The following is a 19,363-nucleotide window of genomic DNA, read 5'->3' as shown; positions in this document are numbered from 1 at the left end:
TTTGCCGGGTGGAATGGGTAGATGAGCACAGTCCCCTCCATCACTCTGGACAACGGCGTCGAGATCCCGCAGCTGGGCCTGGGGGTCTGGCAGGTCGAGGACGAGATCGTCACCGATGTGGTGACGTCGGCGTTCGAGACCGGCTACCGGCACATCGACACCGCCGCCATCTACGGCAACGAACGCGGCGTCGGCCGGGCGATCGCGGCGTCCGGCCTGGCCCGTGACGACCTGTTCATCACCACCAAGGTCTGGAACAACGACCAGGGCTACGACAGCACGCTGAAGGCGTTCGACACCAGCCTGTCGAAGCTCGGCCTGGAGTACGTCGACCTGTACCTGATCCACTGGCAGTCGTTGCAGCGCGATCTGTACATCGAGACCTGGAAGGCGTTCGAGCAGTTGTACGCCGACAAGCGGGTCCGCGCGATCGGCGTCTCGAACTTCCACGAACCCGCGCTGCGGCGGATCTTCGAGGAGAGCACGATCCGCCCGGCGGTGAACCAGATCGAGCTGCACCCGGCGCTGCCGCAGGACGACCTGCGCGCGTTCAACGCGGAGAACGACATCATCACCGAGGCGTGGAGCCCGCTCGCGTCCGGTGAACTGCTGGAGAACGCGGCCCTGAAGACGATCGGCGCCAAGTACGCCAAGTCGCCGGCCCAGGTGATGATCCGCTGGCACCTGCAGCTCGGCAACGTGGTGATCCCGAAGTCGAAGACGCCGAGCCGGATCCAGGAGAACTACGAGGTCTTCGACTTCCAGCTCGACAACGACGACATGGCCACGATCGCCGACCTCGAAACCGGCACCCGCACCGGCGGCGACCCAGACATCTTCGGCTGAACCACCCGCACACCGCCCGCGCACCCGGCCCGTCGCCGGTCGCGGACCGATCGCGTGCCGAACCCTCCACTTCAGGGGGCATCCCCGCAACCGCAGGGTTGCCCCCTGGAAAATCGAGGGGGCAACCCGCTACTTCAGGGGGCCAGCAGGTCGAGGAAGCGGGCGAGGGCGGGTGAGCGGTTGTCCGGGGACCAGGCCGCGGAGAGTTGCCAGCACGGGAGGTCGTCGGACAACTCGCGGTAGACGACCGCGGCGGGGTTCGACGGCGGGGTCGGGCTGATCAGGAGCGAGATGCCGAGCCCGGCCGCGACCAGCGAGACGATGGTTTGTACGTCGGCGGCGTCCTGCTCGATCCGGGGCGTGAATCCGGCCGCCCGGCAGTAGCCGACGATGGTGTCGTGTACGGCGGGCCCGGTCGGCCGCGAGTACAACACGAACGACTCGTCCGCGAGCTCGGCCAGCCGGAGGCGCTTCCGCCCCGCCAGCCGGTGCCCGGCAGGCAACGCCACCACCAGCGCGTCCTCCGCCACCACCCGAGACTCCAACCCCGCCAACCGCACCACCGCCGCCCCACCCGCACCACCCGGCGCACCCGCACCCGCGCCCGCGGCACCGGCACCCGCCGCCGCACCACCCGCACTCGTCGTGCCTGTTGGTGCTGGGGTGTTCGGGCGGAGTAGGCCGACGTCTATCCGGCCGTCGTGCAACGCCTGGGTCTGGCGGAGGGTCGTGGACGCTTCCAGGTCCAGCACCACTTCGGGATAGGCCTGCCGGAACGCGCCCAGCAGCCGCGGCAGCACCTCGAACGTCGCCGACTGTACGAACCGCAATCGCAACGTCCCGAGTTCTCCGCGTTGCGTACGTTGCGCCGTACGCACCGCCTCGTCGGACCGGCGCAACAAGTCCTTCGCGTCGGCCAGGAACGTCTCGCCGGCGGCGGTCAGTACGAATCGGCGTTTGATCCGGGCGAAAAGTTCCACCCCGAGGTCGTGTTCGAGCGCGGCGATCTGACGGCTGAGCGACGGCTGGGTGAGGTGCAGCCGGGTCGCCGCACGGCCGACGTTCAGCTCCTCGGCGACCACCACGAACGATCTGAGTTGGCGCAGTTCCATTCCCATATCATGCACCAAACGCATTAACTCAGAGTAAAGAATTCATTGGACGCATGGGGCCTTGGCTACGTACCGTTAAAGACGTCGAAAGGAATCCCGTGCAATACGTCCCGTTCTCCGTCATCAAGTCGATCCACGAACAGACCCATTCCGCCATGCCCGGCGCGCCGGTCCGCCCGCACCGGGCGAAGCGGCACCCGGTCCGCGCCGTCCGCCGCTGGTTCCGGCGGGGCACCCCGGTGGTCACGCCCGCCGAGCCGATCGCCCGTCCCACCGTCCGTCCCGCCGAGTCGCTGGTCCGTCCCGTCGAGCTGACGCTGGTCCCCGCTCCCGCCGAGGAGCTGTGCGAAGCTGAGGTTCGTGATCGAGGTACGACGCCTGCGCGTGTTGCGCGCGCTTGCTGACCACGGCACCGTGACCGCGGCCGCCGAGGTGCTGCACCTGACCCCCTCGGCGGTCTCCCAGCAACTGGCCGCGCTGGAATCCGAAGTCGGTCAGGAGCTGCTCGAACGCCGCGGCCGCCGGGTCGCGATCACCTCGGCCGGCCGGCTGCTGCTCGCGCACGCGGACACCATCCTGGCCGAGGTGGAGCGGGCCGAGGACGCGATGCGCCTGCACGCGAACGGCGTCAACGGCGAGGTACGCATCACTGCCTTCGCCACCGCGATCACGTTGCTGGTCGCGCCGGCGCTGACCCGGCTGCGCGAAACCACTCCTGGTCTCAGCCTCGTCGTCCGCGACGCCGAGGGTCACCAGGGCATCACCCAACTGCTCGACGGCGACGCCGACCTGGCGATCGCCGTCGAGCACCGCGGCTCACCCCGCCCCGACGACCGCCGCCTGGCCCGAATCCCCTTGTACGCCGAGCCCTTCGTCGCCGTCCTCCCCCCAACCCACCCCGCCGCCACTCCGCCTGACATCCCCACGTCGCCAGCCGACGGCCGGGCCGATTCCGCATTTGCCGCCGGTCGCCCCGCGGCCGCACCGATTGAGCTGGCGGCGCTGGCGGATGATGACTGGGTGATGCCGACCCCCGGCAACCCGATCCGCGATGTCGTCATGCTGGCCTGTGAGCAGTTCGGTTTCCAGCCGCGCATCGTGCACCAGTCCGATGACTTCCGCGCCATCGCCGCCCTCGTCGCGGCCGGCGCCGGCGTCTCCCTCGTACCCCGCCTGGCCGTGCCCGCGCCGACCCTCGCCCTGATCCGCCCCCTCCCGGACCCGGCCCCCACCCGCCGCGTGTACGCCGCGGTCCGCGCCAGCCGCGCCGATCACCCCCTCATCACCGCCACCCTCGACGTACTCACCGAGGTCGCCGAAAAGTTGTGACCCAGCTCACCCAACGGATCGGGCCGCCGGCGTGGTCTGCGGGGTGTGAGAGTTCAGCTCAGCGTGGTGATTCCCGCGTACAACGAGGAGCGCCGGCTTCCGCGAACCCTGCGAGCGGTCACCGCGTACCTGACGGCGACGTCCGCGGAATGGGAGGTCCTGGTCGTCGACGACGGTTCGGCCGACGCCACGGCGCAGGCGGTGCACGCGTTCCACGACGACCGGGTCCGCCTGATCCGCTGGCCGGTGAACCGGGGAAAGGGCCACGCCGTACGGATCGGCGTCCTCGCCTCGCGCGGTGATCGCGTACTGATGTGCGACGCGGACAACGCCACGTCGATCGAGCAGGTGGAGTTGTTGCACAAGGCACTCGATCGTGGCGCCTGGGCGGCGATCGGATCGCGCGCACTACCGCAGTCGCAGCTGGTCGTACGCCAGAGCGCACTGCGTGAAACATGCGGCCGCTTCGGCAACGCGCTCATCCAGCTGCTGGCCGTACCAGGTATCCAGGACACGCAGTGTGGCTTCAAGTTGTACGACGGGCCGCGCGGCCGGCTCGTGTTTCAACTGGCCCGCGTGGACGGGTGGTGCTCCGATGCCGAGGTACTGCACCTGTTCCACCGGCTCGGCTTGGAGGTTGCCGAGATCCCGGTGCGATGGTCGGACCAGGAAGGGTCGAAGCTCCGCCCATCCGGCTACCTGGCCGGCCTGATCGAGCTCGGACGGATTCGCCGGTACCACCACAGCCTCCCGCCTCTTGACCAACTCGTCGTTCCGGCGTTCACGTGAAGACGCAGCTGAGGTCACGACATCAGGTCACCACAGCGGTGGTCGCCGTGGCGTACGTGTTCGCAGCCGTGGTTCTCCTGCACGGACTGTGGTCCGACCCGAACGGTAGGTACCTGTACGACAGCGGGCAGGACCAGGAACAGTGGCAATGGTTCTTCGACATCACCGCACACCAAGTGCTGAACGGCCAGAACCCTTTGTTCACAGGGCTTCTGAACCATCCGGACGGCGTCAACCTGATGGCGAACACGACCATGCTCGGCCTGAGCATCCCGCTGATCCCGGTCACCGTGCTGCTCGGCTCGGGCGTCACCTGGGCGATCGCGCTGACCATCGGCCTGGCCGGTACGGCATTCGCCTGGTACTGGTTGTTCTCCCGGCGAATCGCGTCCGCGCCCGCTGCCGCACTCGGCGGCCTGTTCTGCGGTTTCGCGCCCGCGATGATCTCGCACGCGAACGCGCACCCGAACTTCGTCGTCCTCGCGGTCATCCCGTGCCTGCTCCTCCCCCGCCCACCCGGCCGCCGGACCGCGATCGTCGTCGGCCTGCTGATCGCGTACCAACTCTTCCTCGGTGAAGAGATCTTGTTGCTCGCAGCAACTGGACTGGTTGTCTTCGGCATCGTCCACGGTTGGGTCGATCCAGGGCGCGCGGCCGCGTTCGCCCGCCGGTACGCGACCACGATCGCCGGCGCCGGCCTGATCGCGCTGGTCCTGGTCGCCGGTTCGTTGTTCTGGCAGTTCAGGGGTCCGCAGAGCTACCACAGCCTCGTACACGGGCGGGCCGGCAACTCGCTGCACGCCCTGACCGCGTTCCCCACCCGATCGCTGTTCGGCGATCCCGAGGTCACGCGACAACTCTCGCTGAACCGGACCGAGGAGAACGCGTTCTTCGGCTGGCCGCTGATCATCCTCGTCATCGGCCTGGTATTTGCCTTACGCAAACAACAGCTCGTCCGTATCCTCGGCGCGACCACCGCGCTGATCGGATGGTTGTCGCTGACCCCCGGACCGTGGACCCTGCTCGCTCAGCTGCCGCTGTACGAATCGGTGATCGAGTCGCGGTTCGCGATGGCCTGCATCCCGCCGATCGGCGCACTGCTTGCCCTCGGCATCGACGCGCTACGGGCGACGCCGTTCCGGTGGCTCGGGTGGGCGGCCATCGGCGCCGCCCTGGTCCCGATCGTCCCGACCCCATTGGTGGTCGTGGACCGCCGGCCCGTACCCAGCTTCTTCACGGACGGTTCGTGGCGCGGCTACGTACGCCCGGGCCACACCGTCGTACCCGCTCCGCCGCCGAATCCCGCCGATGCGCGGCCGATGCGCTGGCAGGCGGCCGCGGGCTTCGGCTTCGCCATCCCCGAGGGCTACTTCGTCGGACCGTACGGTCCCGACCGCGGCGGCGCGTACGGCGCGCAGCCCCGCCCGACCGCCACCCTGATGCGTCAGGCCGCGAACGGTGATGGATGTGTGATCGACCCCGCCCAACTCGACGCCGACCTGCGCTACTGGCGGGCCGATGCCGTCGTCCTGGAACACGATCGAGGTGAGTTACGTGGATGTCTCGACGAGTTGCTCGGCCGGAGCACGTTCGTTGGTGGGGTATGGGTCTGGCCGGTGGCGCGCCCATGATGGTGTACCGGAAGGAGGTGCGGCCGTGCGGTCGGCTGACGAGCAGCAGTACGTCGAGTACGTGACCGCGCGCCTGCCCGAGTTGCGCCGGCTGGCCGGTTCGCTGTGCAAGGACGCGCACCGGGCCGACGATGTCGTACAGGCCGCGATCACCAAGCTGTACGTGCACTGGCACAAGGCAACGAACGCCGACAACCTGGACGCGTACGTACGGATGATCGTGGTCCGTACTTTCCTGAACGAACGTCGTCTCGGCTGGTCGCGGGTCCGGCTGACGGATCAGCCGATCGACTTTCCGGCGAGCACCGGCCGCGAGGTGGAGACCCGCCTGGTCGTCGCGGCGGCCCTGGACCGGATCCCGCCCCGGACCCGCGCCGTGCTGGTGTTGCGCTTCCTGTACGACCTCCCGGTCCGCGACGTGGCCGGAACGCTGGGCTGTTCGGAGAACGCGGTGAAAGGCCAGACCGCCCGTGGCCTGACGTTGCTCCGGCGCCTGCTCGGCGACCGCCTGGACATCGAGCCCGAGCTCAGGAAGGAGCAGTCCCGATGAGCCCCGAACCCGAGGAGTACGCCGGCCTGCTGAAGGCCTTGCGCGAAACCCCTGACCAGAGCCCGGCGGGGGTCAGTATCGACCGGGCGATGCGGGACGGCCGCCGGACGGTCCGGCGGCGGCGGGTGCTCGGTGGTGCCGCGGTGGTCGCGCTGATCGCGGCCGTGTCGGCGACGCCGATGGTGCTGCACGCGGTCCGCGCGGACCGGGTCCAGCCGGCCGCACCAGGCCAGGTCGTACCGTTCGGCATCTGGTCGCGGGCCTTCGACGTCGGCTCGGCGGGCGGCTTCACCCCACGCTTGTACACCAGCGCGAACCGCTGGCAGTCGGTCAAACTCGTTGCCGCCGACAACTCCGGCCTGGCCCCCGGCGCGACCGCGGTCGCGACCATGTACGCCCCGGGCGCCTGGCCGGGGGTGACCGGTGAGCGGCGGCTCGACGACATCGACGGGCGCCCGGTGTATCTCCTCGCGCGGGATCACGGTGGCGTCCGGATCGCCTTCCGGTACTCGGACACCGGGTGGGCGACCGTGCAGGACACCGGTACCGATGCCACGCCGGAGCGCGCCCGGCATGTTGCCGAAGGCATCCAGCTGCGCGCGAAACCGGCGCCGGTGACCGTCCCGTTCAGCTTCGGCCGGAGCGCGGTCGAATCGGACGAGGTCGTCGCGGTCGCGGAACCGCACGGGTCACCGGTCTCGCCGGAGAGCTACTCGGTGCTGCTCGGCGACGCCGATCCGGTCGATCCGGGCGCCATCGGGTCGCTCACCACGGTCGGCGTGGTCCGCCCGGCGCCGTCCGTCAAGCCGACCATGACGATCGGCGGTCATCCGGCGACGTCCGGCGGCTCCGACGTCACCGTCTTCCTCGGCGAGAGCTGGGCCGGCACGGTCTGGAGCATCAGCAAGTCACCGACCGCCATCGCCGCGACGATCAAGCTGCGGCCCGACGCGCCCGTCAACGACCCGATCCGTTAGCAATGATCGCGGTCTTGCGGTGCAGCCCGGGATCGGCGACGACATCCAGCAGGTACGTGGCGACGTCCGCGCGGGTGATCGTGAATCCGCCCCGGACCGTACCTTCGGTGTTGCTGCGAATCCGCCCCTTTCCAGCACCGTTCGTCAGCCGGGGCGGGCAGACAATGGTCCAGTCAGCCGTACTCGCCGTGACCAGTTCCTCCATCCGGCGCGCGTCCGCGAACGACTCACGCAGGAACCGCCCAAGGATCGGCTTCACCACGTACTTGGTGAACGGATCATCACCCTTGGTGTGAATCCCGGCCACGCTCACGACCAGGAACCGGCGTACGCCGCTCTCGTCCAGCGCGCGCAGCATGCTTCGCGCGCTCTCGGTCAGTAGGTCGCTCGGGCCGGACGGTCGTGGACCGAGCGCCGACAGCACCCCGTCGTGCCCGGCCAGCACCGGCGCGATCGCGGCCGGGTCCAGCACGTCGGCGGTGACCACCTCGACCTGCCCACCAGGGACGCCGGCCTGGGCCGCGACCAGCCGCAGCTCCGGCAGCGCCACCTGCAGACTCGAACCGGCGCGCACGACCGCCGTGACCGTATGACCGGCCGCCACTGCCTGCCGGACCAGCTCGGTCCCGATCCGGCCGGACGCCCCGAAAACCACCAGCTTCATCGTCAACCCCTCCAGGTTAGTAAACACTCACTCACTATGGTGAGTAAACACTCACCAACCTGTCAAGGTAGGCTGCCGCCGAGCGCGCGGGTCGGGTACGCCGAGAGAGGAGCACCGGATGGGCACCAGGGACGACATCCTGGACGCGGCCGCGGAGGTGCTCCGGACCCAGGGCTTCGCCCGGGCGACCACCAAGTCGATCGCGCAGGTCGCCGGGTACTCCGAGGCCGCGCTCTACAAGCATTTCACCGACAAGCCGGCGATCCTGCTCGCCGTACTGCACGAGCGGATGCCACAGCTGCCCGGATCGCTCAAGGAGCTGATCGGCAACCCCGGCAGCGGGACCGTCCGCGGCAACCTGACCCGGCTGGCCCGGACCGCGATCGACTTCTACGTCGAAGGTTTCCCGATCCTGGTCTCACTGTTCTCGTCCCAGGAACTGCTGATCGCGCACCGCAACCGCCTGCGCGAGCTGAACGCAGGCCCGCACAAGGCGCAGGAAGGCCTGATCCGCTATTTGCGCGAGGAGCAGAAGCTCGGCCGGATTCGGCGTACCGCGGACGTGAGCGCGGCGGCCGCGCTGCTGTTCGGCGCCTGTTTCCAGCGTGGATTCGAAGTCAGCTTCGCCGGGATCAACCCATCCGCGGCCGAGCACGACGCGTACGCCGCCGCGCTGACCAAGACGATCTACGAGGCGCTCAAGCCCGCCGCCGGCCGTCCAGACCCACGGTCGACACCCGCGCGATCAGAGCGCGCGGGGTGAACCGGGCCACCGCCGCGATCAGCTGATAGCGCCGGGACGGGATCGAGATCGCCTTCCCGCGCATCAGGTCCTTCCAGGCCGCGTCGACCAGATCGGTCGCATCCAGCCACATGAACGACGGGATGACCGACTTGTCCATCTCCATCCGCTCATGGAACTCGGTGTGCACGAACCCGGGGCACAACGCCATCACCGCGACGCCCTTGGCATGCAGCTCGACCGCCAGCCCGGCGGAGAAGTTGGTCACCCAGGCCTTGTGCGCGCTGTAGACGTTGCGCTGCAGGAACCCGGCCACCGACGAAACATTGACGACCGCGCCGGAGCCGCGCTCGATCATCGGAAGTACGGCGGCATGCGTTAGGCGCAGCACCACCCGTACCAGCAGGTCGAGCTGTTTCTCCTCGGCCTCGATCGGGTTCGCCCAGAAGGGCTTCTTCTGCCCGAAGCCGGCGTTGTTGACCAGCACCTCGATCGGGCCGGTCCGGAACCGCTCCTCCACCCGGGCGAGGTCCTCCGCGTCGGTCAGGTCCGCGACCAATACCTCGCAGTCGACGCCGTGCAGCCGGGTGATCTCGGTCGCGACCTCCTTGAGCCGCGCCTCGTCGCGCGACACCAGCACCAGGTCGTACCCCTCCAGTGCCAGCTTGTCCGCGAACGCGCGGCCGATCCCCGTCGCCGGGCCGGTAACAAGCGCAGTCGCCATCTTCTCCGTCCTCCTGTCGGGACCAGCCCCCAGTCTGTCACCTACTCTGGTCGAGTGCTGGCGGACATCGACACCTGGGTACTGGACCTGGACAACACGTTGTACCCGGCTGACTCGGCGCTTGCCGCGCAACTCACCCACGGCATCCTGTCGACCATCGCCGCGTACTACCGGACCGACCTCGCGGGCGCGCGGCAGATCCAGGCCGACCTGGTCGCCGGGTACGGTACGTCGCTGCGCGGCGCGATGCTGACCGGGACGATCGACCCACACGACTTCCTCGGCTTCGAACGGCGGCTCGACTACTCGGTGATCGAGCCCGCTCCGGACCTGGCCGCCGTACTGACCGCGTTGCCGGGGCGGCGCTACGTGTACACGAACGGGTCGGCGTACCACGCGGAGCAGGCGCTCAGCCGGCTCGGACTCGACGAATGCATCGATGGCGTGTTCGACATCCTCGCCGGGAAGCTGGTGCCGAAGCCGTACGCCGAGAGCCTGGACGCCTTCCTGGGCCGCTTCGGGATCGAGCCGGCGCGGGCGGCGATGTTCGACGATCTCGAAGTGAATCTGGCGCTGCCGCACGAGCGTGGGATGACCACCGTGTGGGTGAATGGCGAGGTACCGTCCGAGCGGCTGGCGGAGCGGCGCTGGCGGGCAGCCGACCTGTTGGGGTTCTTGCGCGCAAACATCTGATGAATTGTGCTTGCTAACCACTTTCGTGCTGTCATTGGACGGGTTTTCGCGCGAATTGTCTGATGACTTAGGCTGTGGCGAGGAGGTGACCGATGGCCGCGACGGACAAGGCACTGGCTGGGCTGCGACAGATGATCGCGTCCGGCGAGCTCGGCCCGGGGGCGAAGTTCCCGCCGGAGCCGGAGCTGTGCGAGCACCTCGGCGTGTCCCGCAGCTCGTTGCGCGAGGCGGTCCGATCGCTCGGCGCGCTCGGCGTGATCGAGTCCCGGCACGGTTCGGGTACGTACGTGTCGGCGCTCGACCCGGCCGCGATCATCAGCCGGTTCTCGCTCTCGGTCGAGCTGATCCCGCTGGAAGGACTGCTCGAACTGCTCGAGGTGCGCCGCGTCCTCGAATCGCATGCCACCGCGACCGCCGCCGCCCGGCAGGACCCGGAGCTGGCCGGGCGGCTGAGCGAGATCCTCGACCGGCTCGAGTCGACCACCGACGCGACCGAGATCCAGCACCTGGACGCCGAGTTCCACGGCGCGATCTGTACGGCCGGCGGCAACCCGACGGTGACCGCGCTGACCGACGTGATCCGCGGCCGCGGCGGCCACTACCGGATCTTCGAACCGGGCACCGACTTCGACGCGATCAAACAAACCAGCGACCGCGGCCACCGCGCGATCCTCGCCGCCATCACCACCCGCGACCCCGCGGCCGCCGCCACCGCCGCCTCCGCCCACATAGCCCAAACCGAACGCTGGCTCCGAGCCCTCCGCCCCACCCCCCAACCAGTCCCCTGACCACCCCCGCCCGGACCTGCGCCGCTGAGCGCCGAACCCTCCATTTGAAGGGTCATCCCCGCAACCGCAGGGTTGCCCCCTCGAATTTCCAGGGGGCAACCCTCCCGTGCAAGGGGCAACCCTTCCTCAGGGGGCGACCCTCGCGTTCAGGGGGTGAGGGTTGGTGGGGTCTGGGGAGTGGGGCGGCTTCGGGGTTCGGAAGGCGAGGATGAGGACGATGGCGCCGGTCAGGACGATCGCGCCGGCGACTGCGGCGGCGACGTGCATGGCGTGGATGAAGGCGTCGTTCGCGTGCTGGATGAGGTCCGGGCGGCCGAGTGCGATCGCGGCGTGGCGGGTGGTTTCTGCCGACGTACCGGCGGCGGGCGGCAGGCCGGCCAGCGACGGCGCGATCCTGTCCTGGTACGTCGACGACACGACCGTACCGAGGACCGCGACACCGAGCACGCTGCCGACCTGACGGAGCGCGTTGTTCACGGCCGAACCGGCACCCATCCGGTCCAGCGGCAGCGTCGCCATGATCGCGGCGGTGGTCGGCGCGGTCGTCATACCGATGGACAGGCCAACGATTCCACCGACCAGACCCAGCCAGACCAAGGACGTGTTCACGTCGTACAGGAGGTTGAGCCCGAAGCACGCGGCGAGCACGAGCACCGCCGTACCCGACACCTTGGCGACGCCGAAGCGGGCGGCCAGCCGGGCGCCGAGCTGGGAGCCGATGATCACCCCGATTGCCGCCGGCAACGACATCAGGCCGGCCGAGAGCGCGCTCATGCCGCGCGCGCCCTGGTAGTAGAAGGCCAGGTAGAAACTCTGGCCGGTGAGGGTCAGGAAGACGACGGAGAGGGTGAAGTTGCCGGCCGCGAAGCGCCGGTCGCGGAACAGCCGTGGGTCGAAGCTCGGCCGCTCTTCCCGCCACTCGGACACGATGAAACCGGCCAGCAGGACGACTCCGGCGACGATGCTCGCCCACACCTGCCAGCGATCCCAGCCGCCCTGATGACCGCCTTCGATCAGGCCGTACGAGACGCCGAGCAGGCCGAGCGTGGACAGGCTGAGGCCGATCGGGTCGAGGCGGCGGCGCTCCGGGCTGCGCGGGTTCGGCAGCACCAGCGCCGCGCCGATCAGGCCGAACGCGACGATCGGCAGGTTGATGGTGAACACCGAACCCCACCAGAAATGGTCGATCAGCAGACCGCCGAGCACCGGGCCGACCGCGACCCCGACGCCGGCCGACGAGCCCCAGACCGCGATCGCGGCGGCTCGGCGTTGCGGCGGGAAGGTCCAGCCGATGATCGCCATCGACGGCGGCATGATCAGCGCGCCGCCGAGGCCCATGGTCGCGCGGGCCAGGATCAGCGCCGTCGGCCCGGTCGCCCAGGCGGCCCAGGCGGAGGCGATCCCGAAGATCAGCAGGCCGAGCATCAGTACGGTCCGGTGGCCGTACCGGTCGCCGAGCGCACCGGCCAGGAACAGGGCGGTGGCGAAGAGCAGCGAGTAGATGCCGATGGCCCATTGCAGCTGGCCGGGCGTGGCGCCGAGGCCGTCGACCGGGTCGGCGAGGCGTTCGAGGGCGATCCCGAGGACGGTCGAGTCGATCCAGATCAGGACGGCCGAGACCACCAGTACGGTCAGAATCCGCCGCTGCCGGCGGGTGTCGGGGATGGGGTCGATCGAGGACACGAAGTCTCCTATGATTGTCAGGAACCTGACGAGAACTCGATCATCATAGATTGACAGGAACCTGTCAATCTCCATTGTGGGTTTTCCCCGGCAGAATGTGTTGCATGGAACCGACTGACGAGACCGGCTGCGTGACGTTCCTGGTCCGGCACGCCTGGCTGAGCATGCGGTCGGCGCTGGCGGCCGCGCTCGACGACCACGGGCTGTCCGTGCAGCAGTACGGGACATTGCTGTGCGTGCGGGAAAGCCCCGGGCTGACCGTCGCCGACATCGGCCGCGTGGTCGGCACCACCCGGCAGTCCGCGAACGAGCTGCTCACCGGGATGGAGCGGGCCGGCCTGGTCGAACGCCGGCCCAACCCGAAGGACCGGCGAACCCAGCAGATCCACCTCACCCCGGGCGGCGAGCGCCGGCTGGCCGAGGCGGCACCGGCGATCCGCAAGGTCGAGAACGAGCTGGAAGCGGCCTTCAGCGCGACCGACCGGGCAACCGCGCGGGCCTGGCTTGCACACATGGTCACGGCAGTCGAGGGTTAGACGATGCACGCACCCGCAGAACGGCTGAACGGTCTGGGCACGACGATCTTCGCCGAGATGTCCGCGCTCGCGCTGGCGACCGGTTCGGTGAACCTCGGCCAGGGCTTCCCGGATCGCGACGGCCCCGACTCCGTACTCGAGGACGCGATCGCGGCGATCCGCTCCGGCGCGAACCAGTACGCCCCGGCGCGCGGCGTACCCGTGCTCCGGCAGGCGGTCGCGGATCATCAGCGGCGGTTCTACGGGCTCTCGTACGACCCGGACACCCAGGTGCTGATCACGACCGGTGCCACCGAGGCGGTCGCGGCGGCACTGCTCGCGTACGTGGAGCCCGGTGACGAGGTGATCGCGCTGGAGCCGTACTACGACTCGTACGCCGCCGGGATCGCGTTCGCGGGCGGGCGCCGGGTTCCGGTGACGCTGCGTGCGCCCTCGTACCGGCTGGAGCTGGACGAGCTGCGCGCCGCGGTCACGCCGCGTACGAAGGTGCTGCTGATCAACTCACCGCACAACCCGACCGGCACCGTACTCACCGACGACGAGCTGCGCGGCGTACGCGATGTCGCGGTCGAGCACGACCTGATCGTGATCACCGACGAGGTGTACGAACACCTGGTGTACGACGGACTGCGGCACCGGCCGCTGGCCACGTACGAGGGAATGGCCGATCGCACCGTGTCGATCAGCAGCGCCGGCAAAACCTTCGCGGTCACCGGCTGGAAGATCGGCTGGGTGACCGGTTCGGCGGCGGTGGTGACGGCGGTGACGACCGCGAAACAGTTCCTCACCTTCACCTCCGGCACGCCCTTCCAGCCCGCCGTCGCCAATGCGCTTGCACTAGGCAACGATTACTTCGACACCCTGCGCGCCGACCTGCAGTCCCGCCGCGACCTCCTCGCCGGAGGCCTCACCGACCTCGGCTTCGAGGTCCACCGCCCCGCCGGCACCTACTTCATCACCACCGACATCCGCCCCCTCGGCCACACCGACGGCATCGACTTCTGCCGCATGCTCCCCGAACGCGCCGGCGTAGTAGCCATCCCCCACCAGGTCTTCTACGACCACACCACCCTAGGCCGCCCCCTCGTCCGCTGGGCCTTCTGCAAACAACCCGCCCTACTCCAAGAAGCCCTGACCCGCCTGCAAAAACTCTGAGCTGTGGATGCTGTCTGACAGCGAGTGACCACCTGTGGCATACTGCAAGTAGCTCGCCGCGCGCTGCCTGGCGAGAAGTGAAGCTGGGATTCCCACCGGAGGATGGGCCCCAGCTTTCGCGCTTTCTAGCGAACTTCGACCTCGTGTTCGGTGAGGATCTCCGACATCGCGAGCTGCCACCGCGGTTCGCCGAGCCGGGACGCCGTCACCGCCCCCGCGACCGCGTCCGGGATCCACAACATCGGCTCATCCCGTGGACGCGCGAAGCCGACCCGGAAACCACGGGGAATCAGACCTTTCCGTCGCGCCGACTCGACCAAGCTCAGATCCCGGCGGTCAGGTGTCGCGGTGCGTGACTCCAGACAGACCTCGCGTACACCGGTCGAACTCAACTCCTGCAGCAACCGCTCCAGACAACACCGCCGGGCACGCTCTTGTTTGGCACGCTGAACCGGCGATCCCGCGACGACGATCACCGACAACTCAAGGGCCGCGATCGCGGCGGCGATCCGATCGCGACGCTTGCCCGACTCATCGACCCAATGCAAGCGGCCGCCTCTGGTCAGCGTGAGAGCACGGACGACGTCCCGCGTCGTGCCTACTGCGGCTGCTTTCGCGACGACGGCGGCCAAGGTGTAGGTGCCGGTCGGGCAGCGTGAGCCGTCGACGATCACCGATTCGTCTACCCAGGCGGAGAGGGTGGGATCGCCGTGGGACAAGCCGGTGGTGATGAACACTCGACGGATTGTCCAGGAAACGCCTGCGGTGGGGTTGTCGTTGTCCACAGGTGTCGTGGGGCAGCCGCGGGCACCGCGGGGCAGGTGCTGGTGCTGGTGGTCAGGGCAGGAAGCGTTTGAGGGTTTGGGGGTCTCGGGCGATGGCGGTGGTTTTGTCGGTGGTGGTGATGATGGGGCGTTGGATGAGGATTGGGTTGTTGACCATGGCCTCGATCCAGGTGGTGCGGTGGGCGGGGTCTCGGGGGGCGGACTTCAGGGGCTGGGCGGCTGGTTCGTTGTGGCGGACGAGGTCCCAGGGGTCGAGGTTGAGGCGGGTCAGGACGTCCTCCAGCTCGGTGGCCGTGGGTGGGTCGTCCAGGTAGCGGCGGACGGTGTACTCGACGCCGGCCTCGTCGAGGGCGCTGGTGGCGGCTCGGCATTTCGAGCAGGCGGGGTTGATCCAGATTTCCAACGTACGTCTCCTGGGTCGACGGCGGGCGGTTGAACCAGCGGCGGTCGGCGGGTCAGCGGCGGGCAGCGGGTCAGCGGTGGTGGAACCAGCGTTTGGTGGGTTGTTGGAGCATCAGGGTCAGTAGGGCTACGTGGATCGCCAGGCCGAGGAGGCCGGCGGGGAAGGACAGTACGCCGCCGGCGATGCCCATCGCGGCGACGGCAATCAGCAGGTACCGGGCCCAGGCGTGGCGTTTGCGGACGTAGATCGCCGGGGCCAGGTAGATCACCGCGCACAGCATCGCGGCCGCGACGGCGACCGGTGCGTTGTCGCGGGAACCGGTGAGTACCTCCGAGATCTGACCGCCGGCGGAGGTGAGCGCGAGCACCGCGAGCAGCAGGCACATCGCGCCGAGGCCCATCGAGATGACCGACGCGATCGTCACCTGCTTGGGCGGCGGCCCCGGGCGCGGTCCGTACGTGTCCGGAACGGCACCGAACAGACCGCTGTACGGCCCCGGCCGCTCGTCACCCGGCTGCTCACTCATTCGACCCGCACGTTCCTTCCAGCCAAACCCCCGCTCTCGATCCTGCCAGATCACCCAAGCGACACGACGGTGATATCGAGGTGCGCGAACGCCAAATCCAGGTCCCCAAGTGCGACCCCCAAACCGGTTTGGGGAGCATTACCCTCCCAAAACGGCAGGTTTACCGCCCCAAACCGGTTTGGGGCGTGGGACGGCGACGGCAGGAAGTGCACTGTCGTACCAGTGGTCCCGTCGGCGGCAACCGGCTCAAGATCAGTCACCGGTACGCCGTACTCGTACCGCTGAGTCCACGACCCGTTCGTCCGACGGTTCGTGTGTACGAGCCAATCGCTCAATGCCGCGACAACCGACATGCCGCGCCGCGGATGCCCGTCCGGCAACAACGGACCATCCACCTCGTCGAAGAACCGCAGGTCCTTGGTCGCCATGATCGGCTTCTTCACCACCGCACCATGCTCGTCAACCCGCGTGTCGGTACCGCGGCCGTCGTCGGTGATCTCGATGGACCCGTCGGGGTGCAGCGTCACCGTGCACTTCCCGCGCCGGCCGAGCGACTCGGCCTCGTCGTCGGGATATGCGAGCACCTCGAGCGCCAGGTGCGGGACCGAAACCGCGGTCCCGCCCCGGATCTGCTCGAGGTGCTCGTGGTCCACCGACGCCGCCCAGTCGTGCGTCGTGTTCACCCAGTCAGCTCGTGATCGCGTCACGATCCATTATCTCAGGCACCGAAGACATCCAGCGCGTCTTCTGACTCAGGCAGCGGAGACGTCCAGCGCGTCCTTCGCCTCGTTCAGGGTGACGTTGACGGTCTGACCGTCGCGGACCGTACCGTCCAGCAGACCGCGCGCCAGCTCGTCACCGATCGCGGACTGCACCAGCCGGCGCAGCGGCCGGGCGCCGTACACCGGGTCGTACCCGGTCATCGCCAGCCATTCCATCGCGCCTTCGTCGACGTTCAGGGTGATCCGCCGATCGGTCAGGCGGCGCTGCAGCGCGCCGATCTGCAGCCCGACGATCTGCGTCAGCTCCTCGCTGCCGAGCGCGTCGAACAGCACGATCTCGTCCAGCCGGTTGATGAACTCCGGCTTGAACGACTGCCGGACCACCGCCATCACCTGGTCGCGCTTGGCCTTCTCGTCCAGCGACATGTCGGCCAGGTACGCCGAGCCGAGGTTGCTGGTCAGGATCAGGATCACGTTGCGGAAGTCGACCGTACGCCCCTGGCCGTCGGTCAGCCGCCCGTCGTCGAGCACCTGCAGCAGGATGTCGAAGACCTCCGGGTGCGCCTTCTCCACCTCGTCCAGCAGGATCACCGAGTACGGGCGCCGGCGGACCGCTTCGGTCAGCTGACCGCCCTCTTCGTACCCGACGTAGCCGGGCGGCGCACCGACCAGCCGCGCGACGCTGTGCTTCTCGCTGTACTCGGACATGTCGATCCGCACCATCGCGCGTTCGTCGTCGAACAGGAAGTCCGCGAGCGCCTTCGCCAGCTCGGTCTTGCCGACGCCGGTCGGGCCGAGGAACAGGAACGATCCGGTCGGCCGGTCCGGGTCGGAGATCCCGGCGCGGGCGCGGCGTACGGCGTCGCTGACCGCTTTGACGGCCTCGCGCTGTCCGATCAGCCGATGCCCGAGCTCGTCCTCCATCCGGAGCAGCTTGCCGGTTTCACCTTCGAGCAGGCGCCCGGTCGGAATCCCGGTCCACATCGCGATCACCTCGGCGATCTCGGTCGGACCGACCTCCTCGTTCACCATCGCCTCGGGGCCTTCGGCGACCTCGTCCTCCTCGGACGCCTCGTCCAGCTCCTTGGTCAGCTCGGGGATCTCGCCGTACAGCACCCGGGACGCGGTCTCGAAGTCGCCGTCGCGCTGCGCCCGCTCGGCCTGACCGCGGAGCTCGTCGATCCGCTCCTTGATCTCACCGATCCGGTTCAGCCCGGACTTCTCCCGCTCCCAGCGGGCCTCCAGCGCGCGTAGCTCCTCCTCACGGTCAGCGAGGTCGGCGCGCAGCCGCTCCAGCCGCTCCTGGGACGACGCGTCGTCCTCGCGGGACAGCGCCAGCTCCTCCATCTTCAGCCGGTCGACGGTCCGCCGCAGCGAGTCGATCTCGACCGGGGACGAGTCGATCTCCATCCGCAGCCGGGACGCGGCCTCGTCGACCAGGTCGATCGCCTTGTCCGGCAGCTGGCGGCCGGTGATGTACCGGTGCGACAGCGTGGCCGCGGCGACCAGCGCCGAGTCGGAGATGGCGACCTTGTGGTGCGCTTCGTAGCGCTCCTTGAGGCCGCGCAGGATCGCGATCGAGTCCTCGACCGACGGCTCGCCGACGAACACCTGCTGGAACCGCCGCTCCAGCGCCGGGTCCTTCTCGATCCGGGTCCGGTACTCGTCCAGAGTGGTCGCGCCGATCATCCGCAGCTCGCCGCGGGCCAGCATCGGCTTCAGCATGTTGCCGGCGTCCATCGCGCCTTCGCCGGACGCACCGGCGCCGACGACGGTGTGCAGTTCGTCGATGAAGGTGATGACCTGACCGTCGGACTCCTTGATCTCGGTCAGCACGGCCTTCAGCCGCTCTTCGAACTCACCGCGGTACTTCGCGCCGGCCACCATCGCGCCGAGGTCCAGGCTGATCAGCCGGCGGCCGCGCAGCGATTCGGGTACGTCGCCGGCGACGATCCGCTGGGCCAGTCCTTCGACGACGGCGGTTTTACCGACACCGGGCTCGCCGATCAGTACGGGGTTGTTCTTCGTACGCCGGGACAGCACCTGCACGACGCGGCGGATCTCGGAATCGCGGCCGATCACCGGGTCCAGCTTGCCGTCCTTGGCGCGCTGCGTCAGGTCGACGCCGTACTTCTCCAAGGTCTTGGTGGTCCCCTCGGCTTCCGGGGACGTGATCCGCCGGTTGCCGCGCAGCTGGTCGAACGCCTGCAGCAGCGCCTCCGGCGTGACGCCGAGCGTGCTCTTGGCCGAGCCGTCCACGGTCGCGAGCGCGATCAGCAGGTGCTCGGTGGAGACGTACTCGTCGCCGAGCCCGAGGGCCCGCTGCTCCGCCTGGTTCAGCACGTCGCCGGTCTTCGGCGACAGGCTCGGCGCCTGCACGCTGCCCCCGCTCGCTTTCGGCAGCCGGGCGACCTGCTCGGCCGTCTTCCGGCGCACCGCGTCCAGGTCGCCGCCGGCCGCCTCGAGCAGGCCGATGGTTGCCCCCTCGGGCTGCGCGAGCAGCGCGGACAGCAGGTGAATCGGTTCCACGGTCGGGTTGCCCGCCGCGGAGGTCTGACGGATCGCGACCGACAGGGTTTCCCGGGCCAGCGTCGTCAACCGCTGAACATCCATCTGGTTCCAGCCTTTCAAGCTCCAGTAACAACAGTCACTGGATACAACCTATCCAAACTTGAGTCCATTCCACTCAACTCTGGGATATTCCAGGG

General features: G+C 68.9%; 21 protein-coding genes. 12 read left to right on the top strand and 9 right to left on the bottom strand.

Annotation, left to right across the window (positions count from 1 at the left end; genetic code table 11):
• The first annotated feature begins 21 nt into the window (after positions 1-21).
• Complete coding sequence (locus tag HDA44_RS28010; protein ID WP_184839427.1) at positions 22-846, top strand: aldo/keto reductase; 825 nt, start codon at positions 22-24, stop codon at positions 844-846.
• 134 nt (positions 847-980) lie between these two features.
• Here HDA44_RS28010 and HDA44_RS28005 read toward each other — a convergent pair whose 3' ends face one another.
• Positions 981-1,982 carry a LysR family transcriptional regulator gene (locus tag HDA44_RS28005; protein WP_184839425.1) on the bottom strand — a complete coding sequence of 334 codons (1,002 nt, stop codon included), beginning with the start codon at positions 1,980-1,982 and terminating at the stop codon, positions 981-983.
• Between the two features lie 74 nt (positions 1,983-2,056).
• Here HDA44_RS28005 and HDA44_RS28000 point away from each other — a divergent pair, with 74 nt between their 5' ends.
• Genes HDA44_RS28000 through HDA44_RS27980 form a run of 6 tightly spaced genes read left to right on the top strand, consistent with a single transcriptional unit; the run spans position 2,057 to position 7,234 of the window.
• Complete coding sequence (locus HDA44_RS28000) at positions 2,057-2,362, top strand: hypothetical protein (RefSeq protein ID WP_184839423.1); 306 nt, start codon at positions 2,057-2,059, stop codon at positions 2,360-2,362.
• The gene (locus tag HDA44_RS27995; RefSeq protein ID WP_184839421.1) at positions 2,319-3,287 is read left to right on the top strand and encodes a LysR substrate-binding domain-containing protein; all 969 of its coding nucleotides are present in this window, start codon (positions 2,319-2,321) and stop codon (positions 3,285-3,287) included. The genes HDA44_RS28000 and HDA44_RS27995 overlap by 44 nt, the downstream gene beginning before the upstream one ends.
• 45 nt (positions 3,288-3,332) lie before the next feature.
• On the top strand, positions 3,333-4,076 hold the full coding sequence (locus HDA44_RS36810) for a glycosyltransferase (RefSeq protein WP_202887610.1): 744 nt from the start codon (positions 3,333-3,335) through the stop codon (positions 4,074-4,076).
• Between the two features lie 47 nt (positions 4,077-4,123).
• A complete protein-coding gene (locus HDA44_RS27990) occupies positions 4,124-5,707 on the top strand; it encodes a glycosyl transferase (RefSeq protein ID WP_202887609.1) in 1,584 nt (527 codons plus the stop codon).
• A gap of 25 nt (positions 5,708-5,732) precedes the next feature.
• Positions 5,733-6,257 (top strand): sigma-70 family RNA polymerase sigma factor, encoded by a 525-nt coding sequence (locus HDA44_RS27985; RefSeq protein WP_202887608.1) that lies wholly within the window; start codon positions 5,733-5,735, stop codon positions 6,255-6,257.
• On the top strand, positions 6,254-7,234 hold the full coding sequence (locus tag HDA44_RS27980; RefSeq protein ID WP_184839417.1) for a hypothetical protein: 981 nt from the start codon (positions 6,254-6,256) through the stop codon (positions 7,232-7,234). The genes HDA44_RS27985 and HDA44_RS27980 overlap by 4 nt, the downstream gene beginning before the upstream one ends.
• On the opposite strand, the gene HDA44_RS27975 is transcribed toward HDA44_RS27980, so the two are convergent.
• Positions 7,215-7,898, bottom strand: coding sequence for an NAD(P)-dependent oxidoreductase (locus tag HDA44_RS27975; protein WP_184839415.1), 684 nt, complete (start codon positions 7,896-7,898; stop codon positions 7,215-7,217). The genes HDA44_RS27980 and HDA44_RS27975 overlap by 20 nt on opposite strands.
• A gap of 118 nt (positions 7,899-8,016) precedes the next feature.
• Here HDA44_RS27975 and HDA44_RS27970 point away from each other — a divergent pair, with 118 nt between their 5' ends.
• Complete coding sequence (locus HDA44_RS27970; protein WP_184839413.1) at positions 8,017-8,661, top strand: TetR/AcrR family transcriptional regulator; 645 nt, start codon at positions 8,017-8,019, stop codon at positions 8,659-8,661.
• Here the strand turns inward: HDA44_RS27970 and HDA44_RS27965 are convergent.
• On the bottom strand, positions 8,597-9,364 hold the full coding sequence (locus HDA44_RS27965; protein WP_184839411.1) for an SDR family NAD(P)-dependent oxidoreductase: 768 nt from the start codon (positions 9,362-9,364) through the stop codon (positions 8,597-8,599). The two genes, HDA44_RS27970 and HDA44_RS27965, sit on opposite strands and share 65 nt — an antisense overlap.
• 54 nt (positions 9,365-9,418) lie before the next feature.
• On the opposite strand from HDA44_RS27965, the gene HDA44_RS27960 reads away from it, so the two are divergent.
• Both HDA44_RS27960 and HDA44_RS27955 read left to right on the top strand, forming a co-directional pair.
• Entirely contained in the window at positions 9,419-10,057 is a 639-nt protein-coding gene (locus HDA44_RS27960) for an HAD-IA family hydrolase (RefSeq protein WP_184839409.1), read from the top strand.
• Between the two features lie 92 nt (positions 10,058-10,149).
• On the top strand, positions 10,150-10,845 hold the full coding sequence (locus HDA44_RS27955) for a FadR/GntR family transcriptional regulator (protein WP_184839407.1): 696 nt from the start codon (positions 10,150-10,152) through the stop codon (positions 10,843-10,845).
• Between the two features lie 126 nt (positions 10,846-10,971).
• On the opposite strand, the gene HDA44_RS27950 is transcribed toward HDA44_RS27955, so the two are convergent.
• On the bottom strand, positions 10,972-12,528 hold the full coding sequence (locus HDA44_RS27950) for a DHA2 family efflux MFS transporter permease subunit (protein ID WP_202887606.1): 1,557 nt from the start codon (positions 12,526-12,528) through the stop codon (positions 10,972-10,974).
• Positions 12,529-12,632: 104 nt separating this feature from the next.
• Here HDA44_RS27950 and HDA44_RS27945 point away from each other — a divergent pair, with 104 nt between their 5' ends.
• Together HDA44_RS27945 and HDA44_RS27940 are read left to right on the top strand one after the other, a co-directional pair.
• Positions 12,633-13,064: a MarR family winged helix-turn-helix transcriptional regulator gene (locus HDA44_RS27945; RefSeq protein WP_184839404.1), complete on the top strand. Its 432-nt coding sequence runs from the start codon at positions 12,633-12,635 to the stop codon at positions 13,062-13,064.
• Between the two features lie 3 nt (positions 13,065-13,067).
• A complete protein-coding gene (locus HDA44_RS27940; RefSeq protein ID WP_184839402.1) occupies positions 13,068-14,219 on the top strand; it encodes a pyridoxal phosphate-dependent aminotransferase in 1,152 nt (383 codons plus the stop codon).
• 125 nt (positions 14,220-14,344) lie between these two features.
• On the opposite strand, the gene HDA44_RS27935 is transcribed toward HDA44_RS27940, so the two are convergent.
• The 5 genes from HDA44_RS27935 to clpB all read right to left on the bottom strand — a co-directional run bounded on the left by HDA44_RS27935 (position 14,345) and on the right by clpB (position 19,268).
• Positions 14,345-14,956 (bottom strand): hypothetical protein, encoded by a 612-nt coding sequence (locus HDA44_RS27935; RefSeq protein WP_184839400.1) that lies wholly within the window; start codon positions 14,954-14,956, stop codon positions 14,345-14,347.
• A 100-nt stretch (positions 14,957-15,056) separates the two neighbouring features.
• On the bottom strand, positions 15,057-15,407 hold the full coding sequence (locus HDA44_RS27930; RefSeq protein WP_184839398.1) for an ArsC/Spx/MgsR family protein: 351 nt from the start codon (positions 15,405-15,407) through the stop codon (positions 15,057-15,059).
• 70 nt (positions 15,408-15,477) lie between these two features.
• Complete coding sequence (locus tag HDA44_RS27925) at positions 15,478-15,933, bottom strand: hypothetical protein (RefSeq protein ID WP_184839396.1); 456 nt, start codon at positions 15,931-15,933, stop codon at positions 15,478-15,480.
• A 50-nt stretch (positions 15,934-15,983) separates the two neighbouring features.
• Positions 15,984-16,616 (bottom strand): hypothetical protein, encoded by a 633-nt coding sequence (locus HDA44_RS27920; protein ID WP_202887604.1) that lies wholly within the window; start codon positions 16,614-16,616, stop codon positions 15,984-15,986.
• 69 nt (positions 16,617-16,685) lie between these two features.
• A complete protein-coding gene (gene clpB, locus HDA44_RS27915) occupies positions 16,686-19,268 on the bottom strand; it encodes an ATP-dependent chaperone ClpB (RefSeq protein ID WP_184839394.1) in 2,583 nt (860 codons plus the stop codon).
• Positions 19,269-19,363: the final 95 nt, after the last annotated feature.

It is taken from the genome of Kribbella solani (genome assembly GCF_014205295.1).
Classification (GTDB): domain Bacteria; phylum Actinomycetota; class Actinomycetes; order Propionibacteriales; family Kribbellaceae; genus Kribbella; species Kribbella solani.
The sequence above is the reverse complement of the archived record's forward strand: the minus strand, read 5'-3'. Positions and strand labels throughout refer to the sequence as shown.

What these genes read in the sequence shown, in the direction of transcription:
- HDA44_RS27980 (WP_184839417.1), top strand. Translation starts at nt 6,254, where the DNA reads ATGAGCCCCGAACCCGAGGAGTACGCCGGCCTGCTGAAGGCCTTGCGC.
- HDA44_RS27955 (WP_184839407.1), top strand. Translation starts at nt 10,150, where the DNA reads ATGGCCGCGACGGACAAGGCACTGGCTGGGCTGCGACAGATGATCGCG.
- HDA44_RS27975 (WP_184839415.1), bottom strand. Translation starts at nt 7,898, where the DNA reads ATGAAGCTGGTGGTTTTCGGGGCGTCCGGCCGGATCGGGACCGAGCTG.
- HDA44_RS27970 (WP_184839413.1), top strand. Translation starts at nt 8,017, where the DNA reads ATGGGCACCAGGGACGACATCCTGGACGCGGCCGCGGAGGTGCTCCGG.
- HDA44_RS27945 (WP_184839404.1), top strand. Translation starts at nt 12,633, where the DNA reads ATGGAACCGACTGACGAGACCGGCTGCGTGACGTTCCTGGTCCGGCAC.
- HDA44_RS28005 (WP_184839425.1), bottom strand. Translation starts at nt 1,982, where the DNA reads ATGCGTTTGGTGCATGATATGGGAATGGAACTGCGCCAACTCAGATCG.
- HDA44_RS28010 (WP_184839427.1), top strand. Translation starts at nt 22, where the DNA reads ATGAGCACAGTCCCCTCCATCACTCTGGACAACGGCGTCGAGATCCCG.
- clpB (WP_184839394.1), bottom strand. Translation starts at nt 19,268, where the DNA reads ATGGATGTTCAGCGGTTGACGACGCTGGCCCGGGAAACCCTGTCGGTC.
- HDA44_RS27940 (WP_184839402.1), top strand. Translation starts at nt 13,068, where the DNA reads ATGCACGCACCCGCAGAACGGCTGAACGGTCTGGGCACGACGATCTTC.
- HDA44_RS27965 (WP_184839411.1), bottom strand. Translation starts at nt 9,364, where the DNA reads ATGGCGACTGCGCTTGTTACCGGCCCGGCGACGGGGATCGGCCGCGCG.
- HDA44_RS27925 (WP_184839396.1), bottom strand. Translation starts at nt 15,933, where the DNA reads ATGAGTGAGCAGCCGGGTGACGAGCGGCCGGGGCCGTACAGCGGTCTG.